Raw genomic sequence first — 24,044 nt, 5'->3', positions numbered from 1 at the left:
GCGAAGGGAGTGGGCCCCTGTCAGGAATCCGTTGACCTGCCGAGCTCGTTGTCGATGAAGGCGAGGATCTCGTCGGCGCTCGCGGCCTCGATCCGTTCGGTGACCACGGCCGCGCCGGTCTCCGGGGCGGCTCCGTCCCACCGCGCGAGGAGCCGGCGCAACCGTCCGGCGACCCCGGTCCTGGTGACCTCGTCGAGTTCGCCGTCGGTGAGCGCGGCCTCCAGCTGGTCGAGCACCGCGAGCGGCGAGCCGTCCGTGCCGGAGGTGTCCGCGCCGAACAGCGCCGGCGTCAGATGCCCGGCGACGGCGAGCGGCGTGGGGTGGTCGAACACGAGGGTGGCGGAGAGCCGTACGCCCGTGGCAGCCGTCAGCCTGGTGCGCAGCTCCACCGCCATCAGCGAGTCGAAGCCCAGCCGGCTGAAGTCCCGGTCGGCCGGGACGGCGTCCGGGGTGGGGTGTCCCAGTACGGCGGCGGTCTCGGTCCGTACCAGCTCCACCAGGGCGGTTTCCCGCTCCCGAGCGTTCAGTCCTTCCAGGCGCCGGGCCAGGCCGGTGGCACGGCTCCGGGTGGCGGCCGTGCGGCGCTTGGTGCGCAGCAGTCCGCGCAGGAGCGCGGGGACCTCGGCCACCTCGGGCGCGGTCTCCGGGCCCGCGCCGACGGCGATCCGTGCGGGCACGACCAGTACCTCGTCGCGGGCGCTCGCCGCGTCGAACAGCGCGAGGCCCTGGTCCACCGAGAGCGGGGCGAGATCCGAGCGGGCCATCCGGCGCAGATCGGTGTCGCTCAGCGTGCCCGTCATACCGGTGTCCGAGGTCCAGGGGCCCCAGGCGAGCGATACCGCGGGCAGGCCGAGGGCGGCGCGATGCGCGGCCAGCGCGTCCAGGAACGTGTTGGCGGCGGCGTAGTTGGCCTGTCCCGGTCCTCCGGTGAGGCCCGCGACCGACGAGTACAGGACGAACGCGGCCAGTTCGGGGGCGAGTTCGCGGGTCGCCTCGTGCAACTCCCAGGCGGCGTCCGCCTTCGGACGCAGTATCCGGTCGAGCAGCGCGGGGGTGAGCGAGCCGATCGTGGCATCGCCGAGCACACCGGCGGTGTGCACCACGGCGGTCAGCGGGTGTTCGGCCGGTACGGCGGCCAGCAGCGCGTCGAGCGCCGTACGGTCCGCGACGTCGCAGGCGGCGACGGTCACCTCGGCGCCGTGGGCGGTCAGTTCGGCCCGCAGCTCCTCGGCGCCGGGCGCGTCGGGGCCGCGCCGCCCGGCCAGCAGCAGATGCTTCATGCCGTGCGCGGTCACCAGATGCCTGGCGAGCGCGCTGCCGAGGCCGCCGGTGCCACCGGTGATCAGCACCGTACCGTCGCGGTCCCAGGTCCGGACCTGGTCCGGGGGCGGGGTGACACCGCTCTCGGGCAGCCGGGCGAGCCGGGCGACCCGTAGGGCGCCGTCGCGCAGCGCCGCCTGGGTCTCACCGGCGTCCAGCAGCCCGGGCAGGGCGGTGAGCGCGGCGCCGAGGGCGTCGATGCCGTCACGGTCGTCGATGCCGTCGCGGTCGTCGGTGTCGAGCAGCAGGAAGCTGCCCGGCTCCTCCGACTGGGCGGTGCGGACCAGGCCCCATACGGGGGCGGCGGCCAGGTCCCGTACCTCCTCGGCGCCGACGGCGACCGCGCGCCGGGTGACGAACACCAGTCGCGATCCGGCAGTCCGCGGATCGGCGGACCAGCCGTGCAGCAGGTCCAGGGCGGTGGCCGTCGTGGTCCGCACGGCCGCCGGTACGTTCCCGGTGCCGGACGGGTCGCCGATGACCGGGGCCAGCACGACGTCCGGCAACGGCCCTTCGCCGTCCAGGAGTTCGGCGAGCGACCCGGATCGTACGGCGGGCACCGCGCCCGCCGGGGCCGACGCGTCCAGCGCGGTCGCCAGGCCCGCCGGGTCCGCGCCGACGACCGCCCAGCGCGGGGCCGCCGGGGACGCGGAGACCGCCGGGGCGGGCGCCGCCTCCCAGCCGACCCCGAACAGCGAGGTCCGCTCTCCGGTGGCTCCCGCCGCGACGGGAGCCGCGACGGCGGCCGGGCGCAGGGCGAGCGAGCGTACGGAGATCACCGGCGCGCCGTCCGCGTCGACGGCCGCCAGCGACACGGTGTCCCGGCCGGCGGCGGTCACCCGTACCCGCAGCGCCGTGGCGGCGCCCGCGTGCAGGGTCAGTCCCTGCCAGGCGAACGCTTCGACGTCTCCGGCCGTGGCGTCGGTGTCCAGCAGTCCCGCCGCGCGGACGGCGGTGTCCAGCAGCGTCGGGTGGATCGTGAACGCGCTGTCCCCGCCGGTCTCCTCGTCCAGTGCGATCTCCGCGAACACCACGCCGTCGCGCCGCCAGGCGGCGCGCGGGCCGGCGTCGTCCTGTTCGAGGTCCACGGCCCGGGCGCCCGCGGGCGGCCAGACGGAGGTGTCGAACTCCGCGTCCGGTGTCGCCGCCGCGTCGACGGAGGCCAGTACTCCGGTGACATGCCGGGTCCATGGCAGATCCGCCCCGGCCTCGGGGCGGGCGTGCATGTCCAGGGTGCGGCGGCCGGTCCCGTCGGCGGCGCCCACCCGCACCTGGACCCGTACCGCGCCCTGCTCGGGCACGAACAGCCCGTTCTCCACGGTCAGTTCGTCGACCAGTGCGCAGCCCACCTCGTCACCGGCGCGTACGGCCAGCTCGGCGAAGGCCGCCGCGGGCAGCGGCACGGGCCCGTCGGAGTTCCGGTGCGCGGCCAGCCAGGGGTGCGCCGGGAGCGACAGCCGGCCCGTCAGCACCACATCGTCGGAGCCGGCCACCGTCATCGCCGCGCCCAGCAGCGGATGTCCTGCGGCCACCAGTCCAAGACCGGAGGGGTCGCCGACGGCGGCCGGGGACACCGAGGGCCAGTAGCGCTCGCGCTGGAAGGCGTACGTCGGCAGCTCCACCCGCCGCGCGCCCGTGCCTGCGAAGATCCCGGCCCAGTCGGTGGTGACACCGTGCGCGTGCAGCCGGGCGAGCGCGGTGACGGCGGTCAGTTCCTCGGGCCTGTCCTTGCGCAGGACGGGCACGACCATGGCGTCGTCCGGTACGGACGCGCGGACCAGGGCGGAGAGCACACCGTCCGGGCCCAGCTCCAGGAAGGTGCCGACCCCCTGGCCGACGAGGGTCCTCACCCCGTCGGCGAAGCGGACCGCCTCGCGAACGTGCCGTACCCAGTAGTCGGCGGAGCACAGTTCGCCGGCCGTGGCCGGCTCGCCGGTCAGGTTCGAGACGACCGGGATACGGGGCGCCTCGAAGGCGATCTTCTCGGCGACCGCCCGGAATCCGGCCAGCATCGGGTCCATCAGGGGCGAGTGGAACGCGTGGCTCACCGGGAGCCCGGTCGTCCTTCGTCCCCCGGCGGCCAGGCGTTCCGCGACCTTCAGGACCTGGTCCTCGGCGCCGGAGATCACCACCGCCATGGGGCCGTTGACGGCGGCGATCGCCACCCCGGCGGTGAGCAGCGGCCGTACCTCGTCCTCGGTGGCCTCCACGGCGACCATGGCCCCGCCCTCGGGCAGCGCCTCCATCAGCCGGGCGCGGGCCGCGACCAGCCTGGCCGCGTCCGGCAGTGAGAACACTCCGGCCACATGGGCGGCGGCGATCTCGCCGATCGAGTGACCCGCCACGAAGTCCGGGGTCACGCCCCACGACTCCACCAGCCTAAACAGCGCCACCTCGATGGCGAACAGCGCCGGCTGGGTGTACGCGGTGCGGTTCAGCGTCCCCGCGTCGTCGCCCCAGATCACCTCGCGCAGCGGACGGGGCAACTCCCCGTCCAGCTGGGCGAGTACGGAGTCGAGCGCGTCGGCGAATACCGGGAAGCGCTCGTAGAGCTCGCGGCCCATTCCCGGCCGCTGGCTGCCCTGGCCCGAGAAGAGGACGGCCGTCGGCCGCTCCACGGCCACTCCCCTGGCGACCTGCGGCGCGGACGCGTCCGCGCCGCCGCCCGGGGCGATGAGCACCGCCCGGTGCTCGAAGGCCGACCGGCTCTCGGCCAGTGAGAGACCGAGGTCGAGCGGGGAGAGCCCGGGGCGGTCCGCCACGAAGGAGCGCAGCCGGTCCAGCTGTGCGTCCAGCGCGGCTTCGCTCTTGGCCGAGACGGGCCAAGGCACGGCGGCCGGCGTCACCTCGGGGGCCGGGGCCGGCGCCACCGGCTCGGCCGGCGGTGCCTGTTCCAGGACCACATGCGCGTTGGTGCCGCTGATCCCGAAGGACGACACACCGGCCCGGCGGGCGTGCCCGGTCTCCGGCCATTCCCGCTGCTCGGTGAGCAGCCGCACGGCGCCCGAGGCCCAGTTGACCCGGGTCGAGGGCTCGCTGACATGCAGTGTCCGGGGCAACCTGCCGTGCCGGAGCGCCAGGACCATCTTCAGCACACCCGCGACGCCCGCGGCGGCCTGGGTGTGGCCGAGGTTGGACTTCACGGAGCCCAGCAGCAGAGGCCGCTCGGGATCGCGGTCACGTCCGTACGTCGCGAGGAGGGCCCCCGCCTCGATGGGGTCGCCCAGGGTGGTGCCGGTGCCATGGGCCTCGACCGCGTCCACGTCCGAGGGCGTGAGACCGCCGGCGGCGAGGGCCTGGCGGATGACCCGCTGCTGGGAGGGGCCGTTGGGGGCGGTCAGTCCGTTCGACGCGCCGTCCTGGTTGACGGCGGACCCGCGCAGCACGGCCAGCACCTCGTGGCCATGGCGCCGGGCATCCGACAACCGCTCGACGACCACCACGCCGACGCCCTCGGACCAGCCGGTGCCGTCGGCCGAGTCGGAGAACGCCTTGCAGCGCCCGTCCGGGGCCAGACCGCCCTGGCGGGTGAACCCGGCGAAGCTGGTCGAGGTCGACATGACGGTGACCCCGCCGACCAGTGCCATGGAGCACTCTCCCGCGCGCAGAGCCTGGGCGGCCCAGTGCAGCGCGACCAGGGAGGAGGAGCAGGCGGTGTCCACGGTGACGGCGGGGCCCTCGAAGCCGAAGGCGTAGGAGAGCCTGCCGGAGATGACGCTGGCGGCCAGTCCGGTGCCGGCGTGGCCCTCCACGTCCTCGTTCGCCCGGAGGATCAGATTGGCGTAGTCCTGGCCGTTGGTACCGACGAACACCCCGGTCCGGCTGCCGCGCAGCGAGGCCGGATCGGTCCCGGTGCGCTCGAACGCCTCCCACGCGGTCTCCAGCAGCAGCCGCTGCTGCGGGTCCATGGCAAGGGCCTCACGCGGCGAGATGTCGAAGAAGCCCGGGTCGAAGTCGGCGGCCTCGTAGAGGAAGCCGCCCTCGCGCGTGGCGCTGCGGCCCTGGCCGTCGCCCGCGAGGACATCGAGGTTCCAGCCACGGTCCGTGGGGAACTCCGCGATGCCGTCGCGGCCTTCGGTGAGCAGCTGCCACAGATCCTCGGGCGAGCGCACGCCGCCGGGGAAGCGGCAGGCCATGGAGACGATGACGACCGGGTCGTCGGTGACCCCGGTGGTGGCCGTGCCCGGGACGTCGGGACCGGTCCGTTCCCCGGTCTCCTCGCCGAGCAGTTCGGTGCGGAGATGGCCGGCGAGCGCGTTCGGGTTCGGATAGTCGAAGACCAGGCTCGCGGGGAGGGCCAGACCGGTCATCTCCGCGAGCCGGTTGCTCAGTTCGACTGCGGTCAGCGAGTCGAAGCCGAGGTCGCGGAAGGCCTTGTCGCCCCTGATCGCGTCCGCTCCGGTGTGGCCGAGCACGGCCGCCGCCTGGGTGCGGACGACGGTGAGCAGTACGGCGGTCCGGTCGGCCCCGGTCGCTCCGCGCAGCCGCTCGCGCAGCCCGGACGCGGCGGATTCGCTCTCGCGGCGCGCTTCCCGTACGGCCGTCAGCGCCTCGCGCGCCCCGGGCAGATCGGCGAGCAGCGGGCTGGGGCGCAGACTCAGCAGCGCGCTCAGCGACCGCGGCTGCTGGAGGTCGGCGAGGACCACGGTCGGCTGGGGCTCCACCACGACGCGGAGCAGCGCGGAGACCGCGAGGGCGGGGTCGAGCGCGCTCGGTCCCTGCGCGTGGGCGGACTGGCCGGCCATGCCACCGCTGCCCCACGCGCCCCAGGCGATCGAGGTCGCCGGCAGACCGAGCGACCGGCGCCGCTCGGCCAGCGCGTCGAGGACGGTGTTGGCGGCGGCGTAGTTGGCCTGGCCGGGGTTGCCCACGGCGCCCGCCACCGAGGAGAACAGCGCGAACACCGACAGATCGAGGTCCCGCGTCAGTTCGTCGAGCAGCAGCGCGGAGGCGACCTTCGCGCGGAACACCGTCTCGAACCGCTCGGCCGTCAGCCCTGCCAGCACCCCGTCGTCCAGGACCCCCGCCGTATGCACCACACCCGTCAGCGGGGTGTCCTCGGGGACGGCGGCGAGGACCCGTGTCAGCTGGTCCCTGTCGGCGGCGTCGCAGGCGGTGAGGGTGACCCGCGTGCCGAGGGCGGTCAGTTCCGCCCGCAGCTCCTCGGCGCCGGGCGCCTTCGGGCCCCGGCGGCTCAGCAGTACGAGATGCCGGACGCCCTCGCTCGCCAGCCGGCGTGCGACCTGGGCGCCGAGCGCGCCCGTACCGCCGGTGATGAGCACGGTGCCGGACGGCTGCCACCGTTCCTCGGCGGCCCCGGGGCGCTCCGTGCTGGGCGCGGGCGTCATCCTGCGGCCGAACACGCCCGAGGCGCGGACCGCCACCTGGTCCTCGCCGTCCCGGCCGGCCAGGACGGCGAGGAAGCGCCGTACGGACCGCTCGTCCAGTTCCTCGGGCAGATCGGCCAACCCGCCCCACTGGCGGGGGTGTTCGAGCGCCGCGACCCTGCCGAGGCCCCAGACGGCGGCCTGCGCCGGACTGATGGCCGGCTCGGAGTGGACGGGTGAGACGGCGCCGCGCGTGACGGCCCAGAGGGGGGCCGTGATGCCCGCGTCGCCGAGCGCGCGGGTGAGCGCGGCGGTGGCGATCAGCCCCGCGGGCACACCGGCGGGACCGGCCGACTCGTCCAGGGCGAGCAGCGACACCACCCCGGTGATCTCGGCCGGGGCGTCCGAGGCGGCCTCGGTCAGCCGGGCGGCCAGGCCGGTACCGTCGACCGCGCCGATGCCGGAAGCGTCGATGCCGACCCGTACGGCGCCCGGACCGAGCCCGTCGATCAGCGAGGTCACCCACGCGTCGGCGATCCCGGGCGCGGGCGCGAGTACCAGCCAGGTCCCGGACAGCGTGGCCGCGGAGCCGCTGACGGTCAGCGGCTTCCAGCTCTGCCGGTAGCGCCACGCGTCCATGGCGGAACGGGTCTTTTGGCGGGTACGCCACGACGACAGCGCGGGCAGTACGGCTCCGAGCGAATCGCCGTCCACGTCCAGTCCCGCCGCAAGGGACTCCAGGTCCTCGCGCTCCACGGCGGCCCAGAACTCCGCGTCGACCGGGTCCGTACCGTCGGCGGGCGCGGCGGCGACCACCTCGGGCCAGAACCGTTCGCGCTGGAAGGCGTAGGTGGGCAGATCGACCTGTCGGGCGCCGGTGCCCGCGAAGACCCCGGTCCAGTCGACGGTGGCGCCCGCGACATGCAGTCGGGCCAGCGCGGTGACCAGCGCGGTTTCCTCGTCGCGGTCCTTGCGCAGCGCCGGGACGACCACGGCGGTGGCGGGCACGGACTCGCGTGCCATCGCGGAGAGCACTCCGTCCGGGCCCAGCTCCAGGAACGTACCGACACCCCGGTCGGCGAGCGCGCGCACCCCGTCGGCGAAGCGGACGGCCTCGCGGACATGCCGTACCCAGTACTCGGCCGAGCACAGCTCCTCCACCGACGCCAGTCCACCGGTCAGATTGGACACGACGGGAAGAGTCGGTTCGGCGTACGTCAGGCCCTCGGCCACCGCACGGAACTCGTCCAGCATCGGGTCCATCAGCGGCGAGTGGAACGCGTGCGAGACCCGCAGCCTGCTCGTCCTGCGCCCCCGCGCACCCAATTGGGCCGCGACCTCCAGCACGGCGCCCTCCGCGCCCGAAATCACCACGGACGACGGGCCGTTGACCGCCGCGATCGACACCTCACCCGACAACAGCGGCAGCACCTCACCCTCGGCGGCCTGGACGGCGACCATCGCACCACCGGCCGGCAGCGCACCCATCAACCGAGCCCGCGCGACCACGAGCGCACAGGCATCCTCCAGCGAGAACACCCCCGCCACATGCGCCGCCGCGATCTCACCGATCGAATGACCCGCAACAAAGTCCGGAACCACACCCCACGACTCCACCAACCGGAACAACGCCACCTCCACCGCGAACAACGCCGGCTGAGTGAACCCCGTGTCATTCAGCAACTCGGCGTCCTCACCCCACAACACCTCACGCAGCGAACACCCCAACTCGGCATCCAGCGCGGCCAGCAGGGAGTCCAGTGCCTCGGCGAAGACGGGGAACCGGCCGTACAACTCACGGCCCATCCCCAACCGCTGACTGCCCTGACCGGAGAACAGCACCGCCGATGAGCTCTCGGCGGCCAGGCCCCGGGCGACGTCCAGGACGCCCTCGTCGGTCGCCAGCAGCACCGCGCGGTGTTCGAAGACCGAACGGCCCGTCGCCAGCGAGTGGCCGACATCCACGGCGGGGCGCTCGGGGTGCTCCCGCGCGAAGGCCCTGAGCCGGTCGATCTGTCCGTCCAGCGCCGCGTCGCTCTTGGCCGAGACGAGCCACGGCACGGCGCGCGGGGGGACCTCGGGCGTGACCGGCGCACTGTCAGCGGTGTCCCGCTCCGGGTCGGCCTGCTCCAGCACCACATGCGCGTTCGTACCGCTGATCCCGAAGGACGAGACGCCCGCCCGGCGGACGCGTCCGGTCTGTGGCCACACGGTGGTGTCGGCGAGCAGTTCCACGGCCCCCGCCGACCAGTCGACATGGCTTGACGGCTCGGTCAGATGCAGCGTCTTCGGGAGCGTCCCGTGCCGCAGCGCCATCACCATCTTCACCAGACCGGCGGCGCCCGCCGCGGCCTGGGTGTGACCGATGTTGGACTTCACGGAGCCCAGCAGCAGCGGCAGGTCCTGGTCGCGGTCCTGGCCGTAGGTGGCGAGCAGCGCCTGTGCCTCGATCGGGTCACCGAGCGGGGTGCCGGTACCGTGTGCCTCCACCGCGTCCACCTCGGCCGGGGAGAGCCCGGCGTTGGCGAGCGCCTGCCGGATCACCCGCTGCTGCGCGGGCCCGTTGGGGGCCGTCAGACCGTTCGAGGCGCCGTCCTGGTTGACGGCACTGCCCCGTACGACCGCCAGGACCTTGTGTCCGTTGCGCCGCGCGTCCGACAGCCGCTCCAGGACCAGCACGGCCGCGCCCTCGGACCAGCCGGTGCCGTCGGCGGAGTCGGAGAACGCCTTGCACCGGCCGTCGCCGGCCAGTCCGCCCATCCGGGAGAAGCCGGCGAAGTTCGCGGAGGTGGTCATCACCGTCACGCCGCCCGCGAGGGCGAGGGAGCACTCACCGCCGCGCAGCGCCTGTGCGGCGAGGTGCAGGGAGACGAGGGACGACGAGCAGGCCGTGTCGACGGACATCGCCGGGCCCTCAAGGCCCAGCGCGTAGGCCAGCCGGCCGGAGACGACGCTGACCGCGAGGCCGGTGGTGGCGTGGCCCGCCATGTCGTCCTTCGAGCGCATGACGAGGCCGGCGTAGTCCTGGCCGCTGACGCCGACGAAGACGCCGGTGCGGCTGCCGCGCAGGGTGGCCGGGTCGATGCCCGCGCGTTCCGCCGCCTCCCAGGAGACTTCGAGCAGGACGCGCTGCTGCGGGTCCATGGCAAGGGCCTCGCGCGGCGAGATACCGAAGAATCCGGCGTCGAAGTCGGCGACGTCCCGCAGGAATCCGCCCTGTCCCTCGACCGCGCCGATGGACGCGTCTGCCTCCCAGCCGCGGTCGTCGGGGAAGCCGGAGATGGCGTCGCCGCCGGAGAGCACCAGCTCCCAGAGCCCTTCGGGGGACTCCACGCCGCCGGGGAAGCGGCAGCTCATACCGACGATCGCGATCGGGTCGTCGGTGGTGTCGGAGCTGTCGCGCGATTCACGCGCGGTGACGGCCGCGACATCGTCCTCGCCGACCAGCTCGTCGAGGAGATACGCGGCGAGCCTGGCCGGTGTCGGGTAGTCGAAGATGAGGGTGGCGGGCAGCGTCAGTCCGGTGGCGGCCGCGAGGCGGTTGCGCAGTTCGACTGCGGTCAGCGAGTCGAAGCCGAGCTGCCTGAACTCCCGTTCCACGGCGATGGCCTCGGGCGAGGAGTGCGCGAGCACCACCGCCGCCTCGGCGCGTACGAGGTCGGTCAGCAGCCGGGGCCGCTCGTTCTCGCGCAGCGCGGCCAGCCGCTCGACGAGTCCCGCGCGGGACACTCCGGCGGCTCCGCTCTTCGCGGAGCGGCGGCCGGTCCGTACGAGTCCGCGCAGGAGGGCCGGAACGCCGGCCGCCGAGGGGATCGCGCCACCGCCGATGGAGAGCGGAACGATCAGCGCCTCGTCGCTCGCGGTGGCGGCGTCGAACAGCGCCAGGCCCTGGTCCACCGAGAGCAGCGGCATTCCGGAGCCGCCGCTGACCCGGCGTACGTCATGGTCCTCCAGCGTGCCGGTCATGCCCACGCCCTGCTCCCAGGCGCCCCAGGCCAGCGAGAGCGCGGGCAGCCCCTGGGCGCGGCGGTGCGCGGCCAGCGCGTCGAGGAAGGTGTTGCCTCCCGCGTAGTTGGCCTGTCCGGGGCTTCCCATGACCCCGGCGGTGGATGAATACACCACGAACGCGGCCAGATCGAGATCGCGGGTCAGCTCATGCAGATGCCACGCCGCGTCGACCTTGGGACGCAGTACACCGGCCAGGCGTTCGGGGGTGAGCGAGCCGACGATGCCGTCGTCCAGCACGCCCGCCGTGTGCACCACGGCCGTCAGCGGGTGCTCGGCGGGTACGGACGCCAGCAGTTCGGCCAGCGCTTCCCGGTCCGCCGCGTCGCAGGCGGCGACCGACACCTCCGCGCCCCGGGTCCGCAGGTCCGCGGCCAGCTCGGCGGCTCCGGGGGCCCGCGCGCCGCGCCGGCTGGTGAGCACGAGGTGCCGTACGCCGCGCTCGGCCACCAGGTGGCGGGCCAGCACACCGCCCAGACCGCCCGTGCCACCGGTGATCAGGACCGTACCCTCGGGGTTCCATACGGGCGGCATGGTGAGCACGATCTTCCCGATGTGCTTGGCCATGCTCATGAAGCGGAACGCGTCGCGCGCCCGCCGTACGTCCCACGACCGCACCGGCAGCGGCTCCAGTACGCCGCGCTCGAACAGCTCGCCCAGCTCGACCAGCATCCGCTGGATGCCCTCGGGGCCGACCCAGCCGAGGTCGAAGGCCTGGTAGTCCACACCGTCGGGCAGATCGGCGGCTTCCCGGATATCGGTCTTGCCCATCTCCAGGAACCGGCCGCCGGGACCGACCAGGCGCAGCGACGCGTCCACGAACTCACCGGCCAGCGAGTTCAGTACGACATCGACGCCCCCCTCACTCACCCGCGCGAACGCCGCCTCGAAGTCGGTCGTACGGGACGAGGCGATGTGATCGTCGGCGACGCCGAGCGAGCGCAGGACATCCCACTTGCCCTCGCTCGCCGTCGCGAAGACTTCGGCGCCCAGATGGTTCGCCACCTGGATCGCCGCCATACCCACACCACCCGCACCGGCATGGATCAGCACCTTCTCGCCGCGCCGCAGCCCGCCCAGCTCCACCAGCGCGTGGTAGGCGGTCAGGAAGACGAGCGGCATCGAGGCCGCCGTCTCCCACGACCAGGTGTCCGGTACGCGGGTCATCATGCGCTCGTGGCCCACCACATGGGTGCCGAAGCCGCCGAAGAGCATGCCCATGACCCGGTCGCCCACCCGCAGATCGGTCGCCTCGGGCCCGGTCCCGACCACGACTCCGGCCGCTTCGGAGCCGAACAGTCCCGCGTCGCCCGGGTACATGCCCAGGGCGTTGAGGACATCGCGGAAGTTCACTCCGGCCGCGCGGACCTCGATTCGTACGTCGCGGCCGGTCAGCGGTTCCAGGACATCGGGGAACGGCGCCAGGGTCAGCCCGTCGAGGCTGCCCTTGGCTCGGCTGCCCAGCCGCCACGGCACACCGGCCGGCGGCACCAGTCCCGTACCCGACTCCAGCCGGGTGAGGCGGCCGACGCGCAGCGCGCCCGCGCGGATCACGGCCTGGGGCTCGTCAGCGGCCACCAGCCCCGGCAGCGCGGGGAGTACGGCCGCCGAGCCGGCGGTGTCGTCGGCGTCCACCAGCAGGAACCGGCCGGGGTTCTCGGCCTGCGCCGAGCGCACCAGGCCCCATACGGGGGCGGCGGCGACATCGGTGACATCCGTGGAGCCGTCCTCGACCGCCCCCCGGGTGACGAACACCAGCCGGGAGTCCGCGAAGCGCTCCTCGGCCAGCCACTCCTGGACCAACGCCAGTGCGTAGTGGGCGAGTTCGTGTGCGGATTCGGGGCCGCGCGCGCTGTCGCCGCACAGCGGTACGACCACGATGCCCGGCACCGCCGCCGCGTCACGGGCGGTCAGTTCGGCGAGGGTGCGCGCCGGGGCGCCGAGCTTGGCGGCGCCGGTCGAGGCGAGGGCGGCGCTCAGGCCCAGTCCGTCCGTACCGAGCACCACCCATTCGGGGTTCTCGGAGGCCTTCTCCGGGGTGCCGGGCACCCAGTCGACGCGGAAGAGCGAGTTCAGTTCGTCCCGGCGTCCGCTGTCGGCCGCCTGGGGGCCCGCCGCCCGCAGGAGCAGCGAGTCGACGGAGATGACGGGTTCGCCCTGGACGTCGACGGCGGCCAGCTGGACGGAGTCCTGGCCGTTGCTGGTGATCCGCACGCGCAGGGCCGACGCCCCGGAGGCGTGCAGGGAGACCCCGTTCCAGGCGAACGGCAGCAGGCTGCGGTCGTCGCCGTCCGCGCTGGCGAACACGGTGCTGTGCAGCACGGAGTCGAGCAGCGCCGGGTGCACGCCGAAGTCGTTGGCGTCGCTGACACCGCGGTCGAGGGCGACCTCGGCGAAGATCTCCTCGCCCCGGCGCCAGACCGCGCGCAGACCGCGGAAGACCGGGCCGTAGTCGAGTCCGTTGCTCGCGTAGCGGTCGTACAGCCCCTCGATGTCCACCACGGTCGCGCCCTTGGGCGGCCATACGGACCCGTCGAAGCCGAGGATCCGCTCACCGCCGCCGATCCGGCCGGAGGCGTGCAGGGTCCACTCGTCGTCGGGCGCGTCGGCGGGGCGGGTGTAGAAGCGCAGCTCGCGGCGGCCCTCGTCGTCGGCGCCGCCGACGGAGATCTGTACCTGGACGGCGCCGGTGCGGGGCAGGATGAGCGGGGCGGCGAGCATCAGTTCCTCGACGCGGTCGCAGCCCGCCTGGTCGGCGGCCCTGATCGCCAGTTCGAGGAATCCGGTGCCGGGGAAGAAGACCATCCCGCTGACGACATGGTCGGCCAGCCACGGATGGGTGGCCAGCGAGAGTGTGCCGGTCAGCAGGAGTTCGTCGGAGCCCGCCACGGACATGGCGGCGCCGAGCAGCGGGTGGTCGGCGGACGCCAGCCCGAGCCCGGTCGCGTCGGCCGGCCGGAAGGTCGTCTTCGGCCAGAACCGCTCGTGCTGGAACGCGTACGTCGGCAGATCCACCAGCCGGGCGCCGGTGCCCGCGAAGAACGCGGGCCAGTCCACGCGCACGCCGTGGACATGCAGTTGGGCGAGCGCGGTGACGGCCGAGGTCTCCTCGGGGCGGTCCTTGCGGAGCACCGGTACGGTCACGGCGCCGGCCGGTAGGGACTCCTGGGCCATGGCCGACAGCACGCCGTCCGGGCCCAGCTCCAGGAAGGTGGTCACGCCCTGCTCGCCGAGGGTGCGTACGCCGTCGCCGAAGCGGACGGCCTCGCGGACATGCCGTACCCAGTACTCGGCCGAGCACAGCTCCTCGGCCGACGCCGGAGCGCCCGTCAGATTCGATACGACGGGGATGACCGGCTCGGCGTAGGCCAGGTCCCGCGCGACGGCGCGGAACTCGTCCAGCATCGGGTCCATCAGCGGCGAGTGGAACGCGTGCGAGACCCGCAACCTGCTCGTCTTGCGGCCCTGCTCCCCCAGCCGCGCCGCGGCCTTGAGGACGGCGTCCTCGTCGCCGGAGATCACCAGGGAGGCGGGGCCGTTGACGGCGGCGATGGACACCTCGCCGGACAGCAGCGGCAGCACCTCGTCCTCGGTGGCCTGGACGGCGACCATCGCGCCGCCCGGGGGCAGCGCCCGCATCAGCCGTGCCCGCGCGAGCACGAGCGCACAGGCGTCCTCCAGCGAGAACACCCCCGCCACATGCGCCGCCGCGATCTCACCGATCGAATGACCCGCCACGAAGTCCGGGACCACACCCCACGACTCCACCAGCCGGAACAGCGCCACCTCCACCGCGAACAGCGCGGGCTGGGTGAACCCGGTGTCATTCAGCGGCTCGGCGTCCTGGCCCCAGATGACCTCGCGGAGCGGCCGGTCGAGCCCCGCGTCCAGCAGCGGCAGTACGGTGTCCAGCGCCTCGGCGAACACCGGGAAGCTCTCGTACAGTTCGCGGCCCATCCCGAGCCGCTGGCTGCCCTGACCGGAGAAGAGCACCGCGCTCTTCGTGCGTCCCGCGACCGTGCCCTCGACCGCGCCGGCCGCCGCGCCGTTCTCGATCCAGCTCTCCAGCGCCGCGCGTCCCGCTCCGCCGTCCTCGTCCGCGACGACGGCGAGGCGGTGTTCCAGGCTCGCCCTGGAGGTCGCGAGGGACAGCGCGGTGTCCAGCGCGCGCGTACCGGGCGCGGCGTCCAGCCTGCTCAGCAGCGCGGTCGCCTGGTCGCGCAGCGCCTCGGCGGTCCGCCCCGAGATGACCCATGGCAGCGCGGTCGCCCGGCGGGCGGGAGCGGCGCCGTCCTTCTGGGCGGGGGTCTCCCCGGCGCTCGGCGCCTGCTCGATGATCACATGCGCGTTGGTGCCGCTGACCCCGAACGAGGAGACACCCGTACGGCGCGGACGGCCCGCGTCCGGCCACGCGCGCGCCTCGGTGAGCAGTTCGACCTTGCCCGCCGACCAGTCGACGTGCGACGACGGCTCGTCCGCGTGCAGCGTCTTCGGCACCAGGCCGTGCCGCATCGCCATCACCATCTTGATGACACCCGCGACCCCCGAAGCGGCCTGCGTGTGCCCGATGTTGGACTTGACGGAGCCGAGCAGCAGCGGGTGCTCCCGGTCCTGGCCGTAGCTCGCGAGCAGGCTCTGCGCCTCGATGGGGTCGCCCAGCGGGGTGCCCGTGCCGTGCGCCTCCACGACGTCCACCTCGGCCGGGGTGAGGCCGGCGTTGGCGAGCGCCTGCCGGATCACCCGCTGCTGCGAGGGGCCGTTGGGCGCGGTGAAGCCGTTGGAGGCACCGTCCTGGTTGACGGCGGAGCCCCGGATGACGGCGAGGACGGGGTGTCCTTCGCGCTGCGCGTCCGACAGGCGCTCCAGCATCAGGACGCCCGCGCCCTCGGACCAGCCGGTGCCGTCGGCCGACTCCGAGAACGCCTTGCAGCGGCCGTCCCTGGCGAGCCCGCCCTGCCGGCTGAACTCGATGAGCGAGCCGGGGGTGGACATCACGTTGACGCCGCCGGCGAGCGCCAGCCCGCATTCGCCGTTGCGCAGCGACTGCACGGCGAGGTGGAGGGCGACCAGGGAGGACGAGCAGGCGGTGTCGACGGTGATGGCCGGGCCTTCGAGCCCCAGGGTGTACGAGAGCCGGCCGGACACGGCGCTGGCGGCGATGCCGGTGCCGACGTCGCCGGTCGCGTCGTCCAGCGACCTGACCAGCAGGTAGGCGTAGTCCTGGCCGTTGGTGCCGATGAACGCGCCGGTACGGGTTCCGCGCAGCCGGGTGGCGTCGATACCCGACCGCTCGATGGCCTCCCAGGTGGTCTCAAGCAGCAGCCGCTGCTGGGGGTCCATGGTGACGGCCTCGCGGGGCGAGATCCCGAAGAAACCGGGGTCGAAGTCGGCGACGGTGCTGAGGAATCCGCCCTGCTGGCTGACGGAGGTGTCGCGCTCGTCGGTGGTGCTGTCGCGCAGCGCGTCCAGGTCCCAGCCCCGGTCGGCGGGGAATCCGGAGATGGCGTCGGTGCCGGAGGCGACGAGGTCCCAGAGTCCTTCCGGGGAGTGTGCCTCGCCGGGGAACCGGCAGCTCATTCCCACGATGGCGATGGGTTCCTTGGCGGCGGCGACGAACATTCTGTTCTGCCGCCGCAGCCGCTCCGCCTCCTTCATCGCGGCGCGCAGCGCTTCCACGACGTTGGCGTTGGGGGCTTTCTCGGTGGGGGCGTTCATTCTCTGCTCCATCACTCTCGCGCTACAGGTCGGACTGGCCGTTGAGCGCGGCCCGCACCAGGTCTGCCACTGCCATCGAGTCGATGGACTCGTCGGTGTTGTCGGCTTCGTCGTCTTGCGCCGGGGCGCTCTCGCCCCGTCCCGCCAGTTGGAGCAGCGGTTCCAGCACGCCGATGTCCCGCAACCGCGCGAGCGGTACGGACGCCAGCAGGGCCCGGATCTCCGCCTCCTCGCCGTCCGCCCCGGCCGCGTCCGTCTCGTCGGGAATCAGTTCACCGAGCACATGCTCGGCGAGGGCCGTGGGCGTCGGGTGGTCGAAGACGAGCGTCGCGGAAAGGCTCAGGCCGGTGGCCGTGTTGAGCTGGTTGCGCAGCTCGACGGCTCCGAGCGAGTCCACCCCGAGGTCCCGGAAGGACCGTTCGGCGCCGACGGCGTCCGTGTCCGGGTAGCCGAGCACCTGCGCGGCCCGGGTACGGACGAGGTCCACGACCGTCTCCAGCCGCCGGTTCACCGGCAGGCCCGTGAGCCGGTCCCGCAGTCCGCCTTCGGCCGCGCCGCTCCTGGGCGCCGCCGCCGTCGCGGCCACCATCTCGCCGTAGCCGGGGAATTCGCGGAGCAGGGCGCTCGGCCTGGCCGCGCCGAAGGCCCCGACGAACCGGTCCAGGGCGACTTCGGCGACGACCGCGGTCGGCTCGGGCTCCATGACCAGCCGGAGCAGCGCCTCGCAGGCCAGCTCCGGGTCCATGGAGCCGATTCCGGCGCGCTTGGCGGCCTCGTCGGCCCCGGCGCCGCCGGCCATTCCGCCGCCGCCCCAGGCGCCCCAGGCGATGGAGGTCGCCGGCAGGTCCTGTGCCCGGCGCCGTTCGGCCAGGGCGTCCAGGACCGCGTTGGCCGCCGCGTAGTTGGCCTGGCCGAGGTTGCCCACGGCCGCGGAGGCGGAGGAGAAGAGCACGAACGCCGCGAGGTCCCGTTCACGGGTCAGTTCGTCGAGCAGGAGGGCCGAGGTGACCTTCGCGCGGAAGACCGCCTCGAACCGCTCCGGGGTGAGCCGGTCGAGCACTCCGTCGTCCAGGACACCGGCCGCGTGGACCACGCCAGTGAGCGGGTGCTCCGCCGGGATGTCGGCCAGTACGGCGGCCAGTTGGGCGCGGTCGGCGACATCGCGGGCCGCGATGGTGACGGCCGCGCCGAGGGCGTCGAGTTCGGCGCGCAGGGCGTCGGCGCCCGGTGCCTCGGGGCCACTCCTGCTGACCAGCACGAGGTGCTTGGCGCCGCCCTTGGCGAGCCTGCGGGCGACATGGGCGCCGAGGGCGCCGGTGCCGCCGGTGATCAGGACGGTGCCGTCCGGGTCCCAGGCGCGGGCGGACCGCTTGCCGGGCGCCCGTACGAGCCGCCGGGCGAGGACCGCGGAGGTGCGTACCGCCACCTGGTCCTCCCCGTCGAGGCCCGCGAGGACCGCGGCGAAGCCCGCGGCGGCGCGCTCGTCCAGTGTCTCGGGGAGGTCGATCAGACCGCCCCAGCGCTCCGGGTACTCCAGCGCGGCGACCCGGCCGAGGCCCCATACGGCGGCCTGGAGCGGGCGGTGCGCGCCGTCCGCGCGGTTCACGGACACGGCGCCCCGGGTGGCGCACCACAGCGGCGCGTCGATCCCGGCGTCGCCGAGTGCCTGGAGCAGTACGGCGGTGAGGGCGGCTCCCTCGGGCACGCTGCCGGCAAGGGTCTCGCGCAGCGCCAGGAGCGAGACGACACCGGCGAAGCGTGTGCCGTCCTCGGCGTGCGCGCTCCCGGCGAGGGCGCTCCCGGCGTGCGCGCTCCCGGCGAGGGCACGCAGTTCGCCGGCCAGTGCGGTCCGGCCGGGGCTGCCCGCGGCGAGCCGTACGACCTTGGTGCCGAGCGCGTCGAGTGCGGCGGACACCCAGGCGTCCTCGGTCAGTTCGGCGGGGACCACGGCGAGCCAGGTGCCCGTCAGCGGCTTGCGGTGGGCGACGGACGCGCCGGCCAGGGCCTTCCAGACGATCCGGTGGCGCCAGCCCTCCACGACCGATTCGTCGTTGCGCTGCCTGCGCCAGTCCAGCAGGGCGGGCAGCACCTTCGACAGGGCGTCGCCCTCGACGTCCAGGGCGGACTCCAGCGAGGCGAAGTCCTCCTGTTCCACGGCGTCCCAGAACGCGCGGTCCGTGGCCTGCGTCTCCCGCGCGTCGGCGTCGGTGGCGGTGGCGCCGGGCATGACGTCCGGCCAGAACCGGCCGTGCTGGAAGGCGTATGTGGGCAGATCCAGCCACTGGGCTCCGGTACCCGCGAAGAACGCGGTCCACCGGGGGCTCACCCCGTGGACATGCAGCCGGGCGAACGCGGTGACGAGCGTGGTCTCCTCGCCCCGGCCCTTGCGCAGGACCGGTACGGCCACGGCGCCGCGCGGCGCCGTCTCCTGGGCCAGCGCGGACAGGATCCCGTCCGGGCCCAGCTCCAGGAACGTGGTCACGCCGCGCTCCGCCATGGTTCGTACGCCGTCGGCGAAGCGGACGGCCTCGCGGACGTGCCGTACCCAGTGGTCGGGCGAGCCCAGTTCGTCCGCTGTCGCCAGGGCGCCGGTCAGGTTGGACACCACCGGGATACGGGGCGCCCGGAGCGACAGCCCGGCGACGACGGCGCGGAACCCGTCCAGCATCGGGTCCATCAGCGGTGAGTGGAAGGCGTGCGAGACGCGCAGCCTGTTCGTCTTGCGGCCCTGGGCCTCCAGCCGGGCCGCGACCTCCAGGACCGTGTTCTCGTCACCGGAGATCACCACCGATGTCGGGCCGTTGACCGCGGCCACGGAGACCCGCTCCGACAGCAGCGGCAGGACCTCTTCCTCGGTGGCCTGTACGGCGACCATCGCGCCACCGGACGGCAGGGCCTGCATCAGCCGGGCCCGCGCCACCACCAGCCGGGCCGCGTCCTCCAGCGAGAACACCCCCGCCACATGGGCCGCGGCGATCTCACCGATCGAATGCCCCGCCACGAAGTCCGGCCTCAGGTCCCAGGACTCCACCAGGCGGAAGAGCGCCACCTCGATGGCGAACAGCGCGGGCTGGGTGAAGCCCGTGTCATTCAGCGCCCCGGCGTCCTCGCCCCACATCACCTCACTCAGCGAACGGCCCAGCTCGGCGTCGAGCGCGGTCAGTACGGAATCCAGCGCCTCCGCGAACACCGGGAAGGCCTCGTACAGTTCGCGGCCCATGCCGATCCGTTGCGAGCCCTGGCCGGAGAAGAGGAACGCGCGCTTTCCGGCCCGCTCCACATGGTGCTCGACCAGGTCCGAGGCGGTGGCGCCCTCGGCGAGGGCGGCGAGTCCCGCGAGCAGACCGTCCCGGCCGGTGACCGTCAGGGCGGCCCGGTGCTCGAAGACCGCGCGGGTCGTCGCGAGCGAGAACGCCAGGTCGGTCAGCGGGGCGTCGGGCCGCGCCGTCACATGGGCGAGCAGCCCCCGGGCCTGGGCACGCAGCGCGTTCCCGGACTTGCCGGAGAGCAGGACCGGCAGCGTCTCCGCCTCGCGAACGGGCGCTTCGGGTGCGGTGGGCGCCGGGCTTGCCCCGGCGGGCGGCTGCTCCAGGATGACGTGGGCGTTCGTACCGCTGGCACCGAACGAGGAGACTCCGGCGCGGCGCGGGCGGCCCGACTCGGGCCAGGCGACCGGCTCGGTGAGCAGCCGGGCGGCGCCGGCCGTCCAGTCCACGTGCGAGGTCGGGTTCTCGGCGTACAGCGACCTCGGCAGGGTGCCGTGCCGCATCGCCATCACCATCTTGATCACGCCCGCGACACCGGAAGCGGCCTGGGTGTGACCGATGTTGGACTTCAGCGAGCCGAGCAGCACCGGGCGCTCCGGGTCGCGGTCCTGGCCATAGGTCGCCAGCAGCGCCTGCGCCTCGATCGGGTCTCCGAGCTTGGTGCCGGTGCCGTGGGCCTCGATGGCGTCCACCTCGGCGGCCGTCAGGGCGGAGTTGGCGAGCGCCTGCCGGATCACCCGCTGCTGGGCGGGTCCGCTGGGCGCGGTCAGTCCGTTGGAGGCGCCGTCCTGGTTGATGGCGGAGCCGCGCAGGACCGCCAGGACGTGGTGGCCGTTGCGCCGGGCGTCGGAAAGCCGCTCGACCACGAGCATGCCCACGCCCTCGGACCAGCCGGTGCCGTCCGCTTCCTCCGAGAACGCCTTGCAGCGGCCGTCGGGCGACAGCGCGCCCTGGGCGCTGAACTCGACGAAGCCCGCCGGGGTGGCCATCACGGTCACCCCGCCGGCCAGCGCGAGGGAGCACTCGCCCGAGCGCAGCGCCTGGGCCGCCAGATGCAGCGCGACCAGCGACGAGGAGCAGGCGGTGTCGACGGAGACCGTGGGTCCCTGGAGGCCGAAGGAGTACGCGAGCCGGCCGGACAGGAGGCTCGCCGACTGGGCCGTCTCCCACTGGCCCGCCTCGGCCGGCGGCCGGTAGTCGCCGCTGCCGCCGCCGACGTAGACGCCGGTGGTGCTGCCCCGCAGGGTCGCCGCGTCGATGCCCGCGCGCTCCAGCGCCTCCCAGGCCGCTTCGAGCACGACGCGTTGCTGCGGGTCCATCACGATGGCCTCGCGCGGCGAGATGCCGAAGACCGCGGGGTCGAAGTCGGCGGCGTCGTAGAGGAAGCCGCCGTTTCCGGTGGTGCTGCGTCCGCGTCCGCCCTCCGGCGGGCCGCCGAGCAGGGTGTCGAGGTCCCAGCCCCGGTCGGTGGGGAACTCCCCTACGGCGTCGGTCTCGTCCATGACGAGTTGCCACAGGTCCTCGGGCGAGCCGACACCGCCGGGGTAGCGGCAGGCCATACCGACGATGACGACGGGGTCGTCGCCGGTCCGGGCCGAGGCGACCACGGGGGCAGCGGCGTCCGGCAGTTCGCCGAGGAGCAGGCCGCGCAGATGACCGGCGAGTTCGGCCGGGGTCGGGTGGTCGAAGACCAGGGTGGCGGGCAGGGTGACGCCGGTCGTGGTCGTGAGCTGGTTGCGCAGATCGACGGCGGTCAGCGAGTCGAAGCCGAGGTCGCGGAAGGGCAGATCGGACTCGACGACCGCGGTGTCCGGGTGTCCGAGGACCACGGCGACCTTGTCGGTGACCAGGGTGAGCAGGGCGTCGGCGCGCTCCGCCTCGGGCAGTTCCAGCAGCTCCTGCCGGTAGGCGCCGGCCGCCGACCGCTCCTCGCCCCGGTCGCGTTCGGCCGTGTCGATGGCCTTGCGTGCTTCTGGCAGGTCGGCCAGCAGGGCGCCGCGTCGTGTTTCGGTGAAGGCCGGTGCGAAGGTCTCCCAGCGCACATCGGCCACGGTCACGGCGGCCTCGCCGTCGGCGACGGCCCGGCCGAGCGCGGCGAGGGCCGCGTCGGCGTCCAGTACGGGCAGTCCGTTCATCCGCAGATGCGCGGCCATGGTGGTGTCGACCACGTCCGACCAGGCGCTCCAGGAGACGGCGAGCGCGGTGGCGCCCCGGGCGCGGCGCTGCCGGGCGAAGGCGTCGAGGTACGCGCCGAACGCGGCCTCGTCCGCCTGGCCCCGTACGCCCCAGACTCCGGCGATCGTGCCGAAGAGGACGAACGCGTCGAGCGGCCGGTCGCCGAGGACGGTGTCGAGCCGGTTCACTCCGGCGAGCGCGGCGGCGAGTCCCGTGGATCCGGAGCCGGCGGTGCCGGTGGCCTGATCCGCGTGGATCACCGCGGTCAGCGGCGCGTCCTCGGGGAGCGCGTCGAGCAGTGCGGTCAGCGCCTCGTGGCCGGAGGTGCCGGAGAGATCGCAGACGGCGAAGGTGACGGTGGCGCCGAGCCGCTTCAGTTCGGCTTCGAGCGCGTCGGACCCGGCGAGGTCGGAGGTGTGACGGCCGGTCAGTACGAGGTGCCTGGCGCCCTCGCGAGCCAGTCGGCGGGCGGCCCGGCCGCCCATCGTTCCCGTACCGCCGGTGATGAGCACGGTGCCGGTGGGGCGCCAGGAGGCGCCGGACGGGTTGGCCTCCGTGGTGGTCGTACGGACGAGCCTGCGTCCGAGGGTTCCGCCGGCGCGGACCGCGATCTGGTCCTCGCCGTCACGCTCTTGACGGGCTGTCAGGAATGCCGCGAAGGCGGCGCCCGTGCGGTCGTCGATCGTCCCGGGGAGATCGATGAGACCGCCCCAGCGGTCGGGGTGCTCCAGTGCGGTGACCCGGCCCCGGCCCCATACGGCGGCCTGTCCGGCGCTGAGCGGCGGCTCGGAGGGGGCCACGGAGACGGCGCCCCGGGTGACGCACCACAGCGGCGCGTCGATCCCGGCCGCTTCCAGGGCCGTCAGCAGCGCGTCGGGCCAGGCCGCGTCGGACGGCAGGTCCGTGGTGCCCGTGGCGCCCAGGGCTCCGGTGGCGAGCAGGGAGATGACGCCCGTGTAGGGGGCTCCGTCCCGGTCCGCGCGCGCCGTGGCCAGCGGTTCCATCAGCCCGTTGGGGTCGGCGGGGTCGGCCGCGACCGTGTCCAGCCGGGCCGTGCCCGTACGCAGCGCCTCGACGGCGGCGGAGAGCCACGGCGAGTCGGCGCCGGACTCCACGATCACCAGCCAGTCGCCGGACGGTTCGGCCGCGGCCGGGGCGGCGAGCGGTGTCCAGGTCTCGTGGTAGCGCCAGTTGGCGCCGGCGGACTGCTCGCCCCGGCGGCGGCGCCAGGCGGAGAGCGCGGGCACCATCGTGGTGACGGTGTCGCCGTCCAGGTCCAGCGAGGCGGCCAGCGACTCCAGGTCCTCGCGCTCCACCGCCGACCAGAACTCGGCGTCCACCGGGCCGGATGTCCCGGCGGCGGCGAGCGCGGCGGGCTCGGGCCAGTACCGCTCGCGCTGGAAGGCGTACGTCGGCAGCTCGACCCGGCGCGCCCCCAGGCCCTCGAAGAACGCGGCCCAGCGCGGTCCCGTGCCATGCGTGTGCAGCGTGGCCAGCGCGGCGACCACGGCCGCCTCCTCGCCCTGGTCCTTGCGCAGGAGCGGCACCACCGCGGGCGCGGGCTCGGCACCGTCCAGGCTCTGCTGGGCCATCGCGGCGAGCACCCCGTCGGGGCCCAGTTCCACGAACGTCCCCACCCCGGCGTCCCGCAGGGTGCGCACGCCGTCGGCGAACCGTACGGCTTCGCGCACATGCCGCACCCAGTAGGCGGGCGAGCGCAGTTCGTCCGCCGTCGCCACGGCGCCGGTCAGGTTGGAGACCACCGGGATACGGGGCTCCTCGTAGGTGAGACCTTCGGTGACGCGGGCGAAGTCCGCCAGCATCGGGTCCATCAGCGGCGAGTGGAAGGCGTGCGAGACCCGCAGCCGCCTGGTGCGGCGGCCGTCGGAGGCGAACAGCTCGGCGACCTCCAGGACGCCGTCCTCCGTACCGGCGATGACCAGCGCGCGCGGGCCGTTGACAGCCGCGATGGAGACGTCGCCGTCCAGCAGCGGCACGACCTCGTCCTCGGTGGCCTGGAGGGCGACCATCGCGCCGCCCTGCGGGAGCGCCTGCATGAGCGTGGCGCGTGCCGCGACCAGCCGGCAGGCGTCCGCCAGGGAGAACACCCCCGCCACATGCGCGGCGGTGATCTCACCGATGGAGTGACCGGCCACGAAGTCGGGGGTGAGACCCCAGGATTCGGCGAGCCGGAACAGCGCGACCTCGACCGCGAACAGCGCGGGCTGGGTCCAGC

At 74.1% G+C, this 24,044-nt stretch carries 2 protein-coding genes (1 of these 2 running past the window's edge); both read right to left on the bottom strand.

The window, feature by feature from the left end:
• Nucleotides 1-20: 20 nt before the first annotated feature.
• Nucleotides 21-16,367: a type I polyketide synthase gene (locus ACFRMN_RS05695; RefSeq protein WP_383013704.1), complete on the bottom strand. Its 16,347-nt coding sequence runs from the start codon at nt 16,365-16,367 to the stop codon at nt 21-23.
• Between the two features lie 22 nt (nt 16,368-16,389).
• Nucleotides 16,390-24,044, bottom strand: partial view of a type I polyketide synthase gene (locus tag ACFRMN_RS05690; RefSeq protein ID WP_383013701.1) — the 3' end only. 21,010 nt of this gene lie beyond the right edge of the window; 7,655 of the gene's 28,665 nt are visible here — the last part of the coding sequence; the start codon falls outside the window, past its right edge; it ends in the stop codon at nt 16,390-16,392.

The organism is Streptomyces sp. NPDC056835, from assembly GCF_042789485.1.
GTDB lineage: Bacteria > Actinomycetota > Actinomycetes > Streptomycetales > Streptomycetaceae > Streptomyces.
This window is presented reverse-complemented; position numbering and strand designations above follow the sequence as displayed.

What these genes read in the sequence shown, in the direction of transcription:
- ACFRMN_RS05695 (WP_383013704.1), bottom strand. Translation starts at nt 16,367, where the DNA reads ATGAACGCCCCCACCGAGAAAGCCCCCAACGCCAACGTCGTGGAAGCG.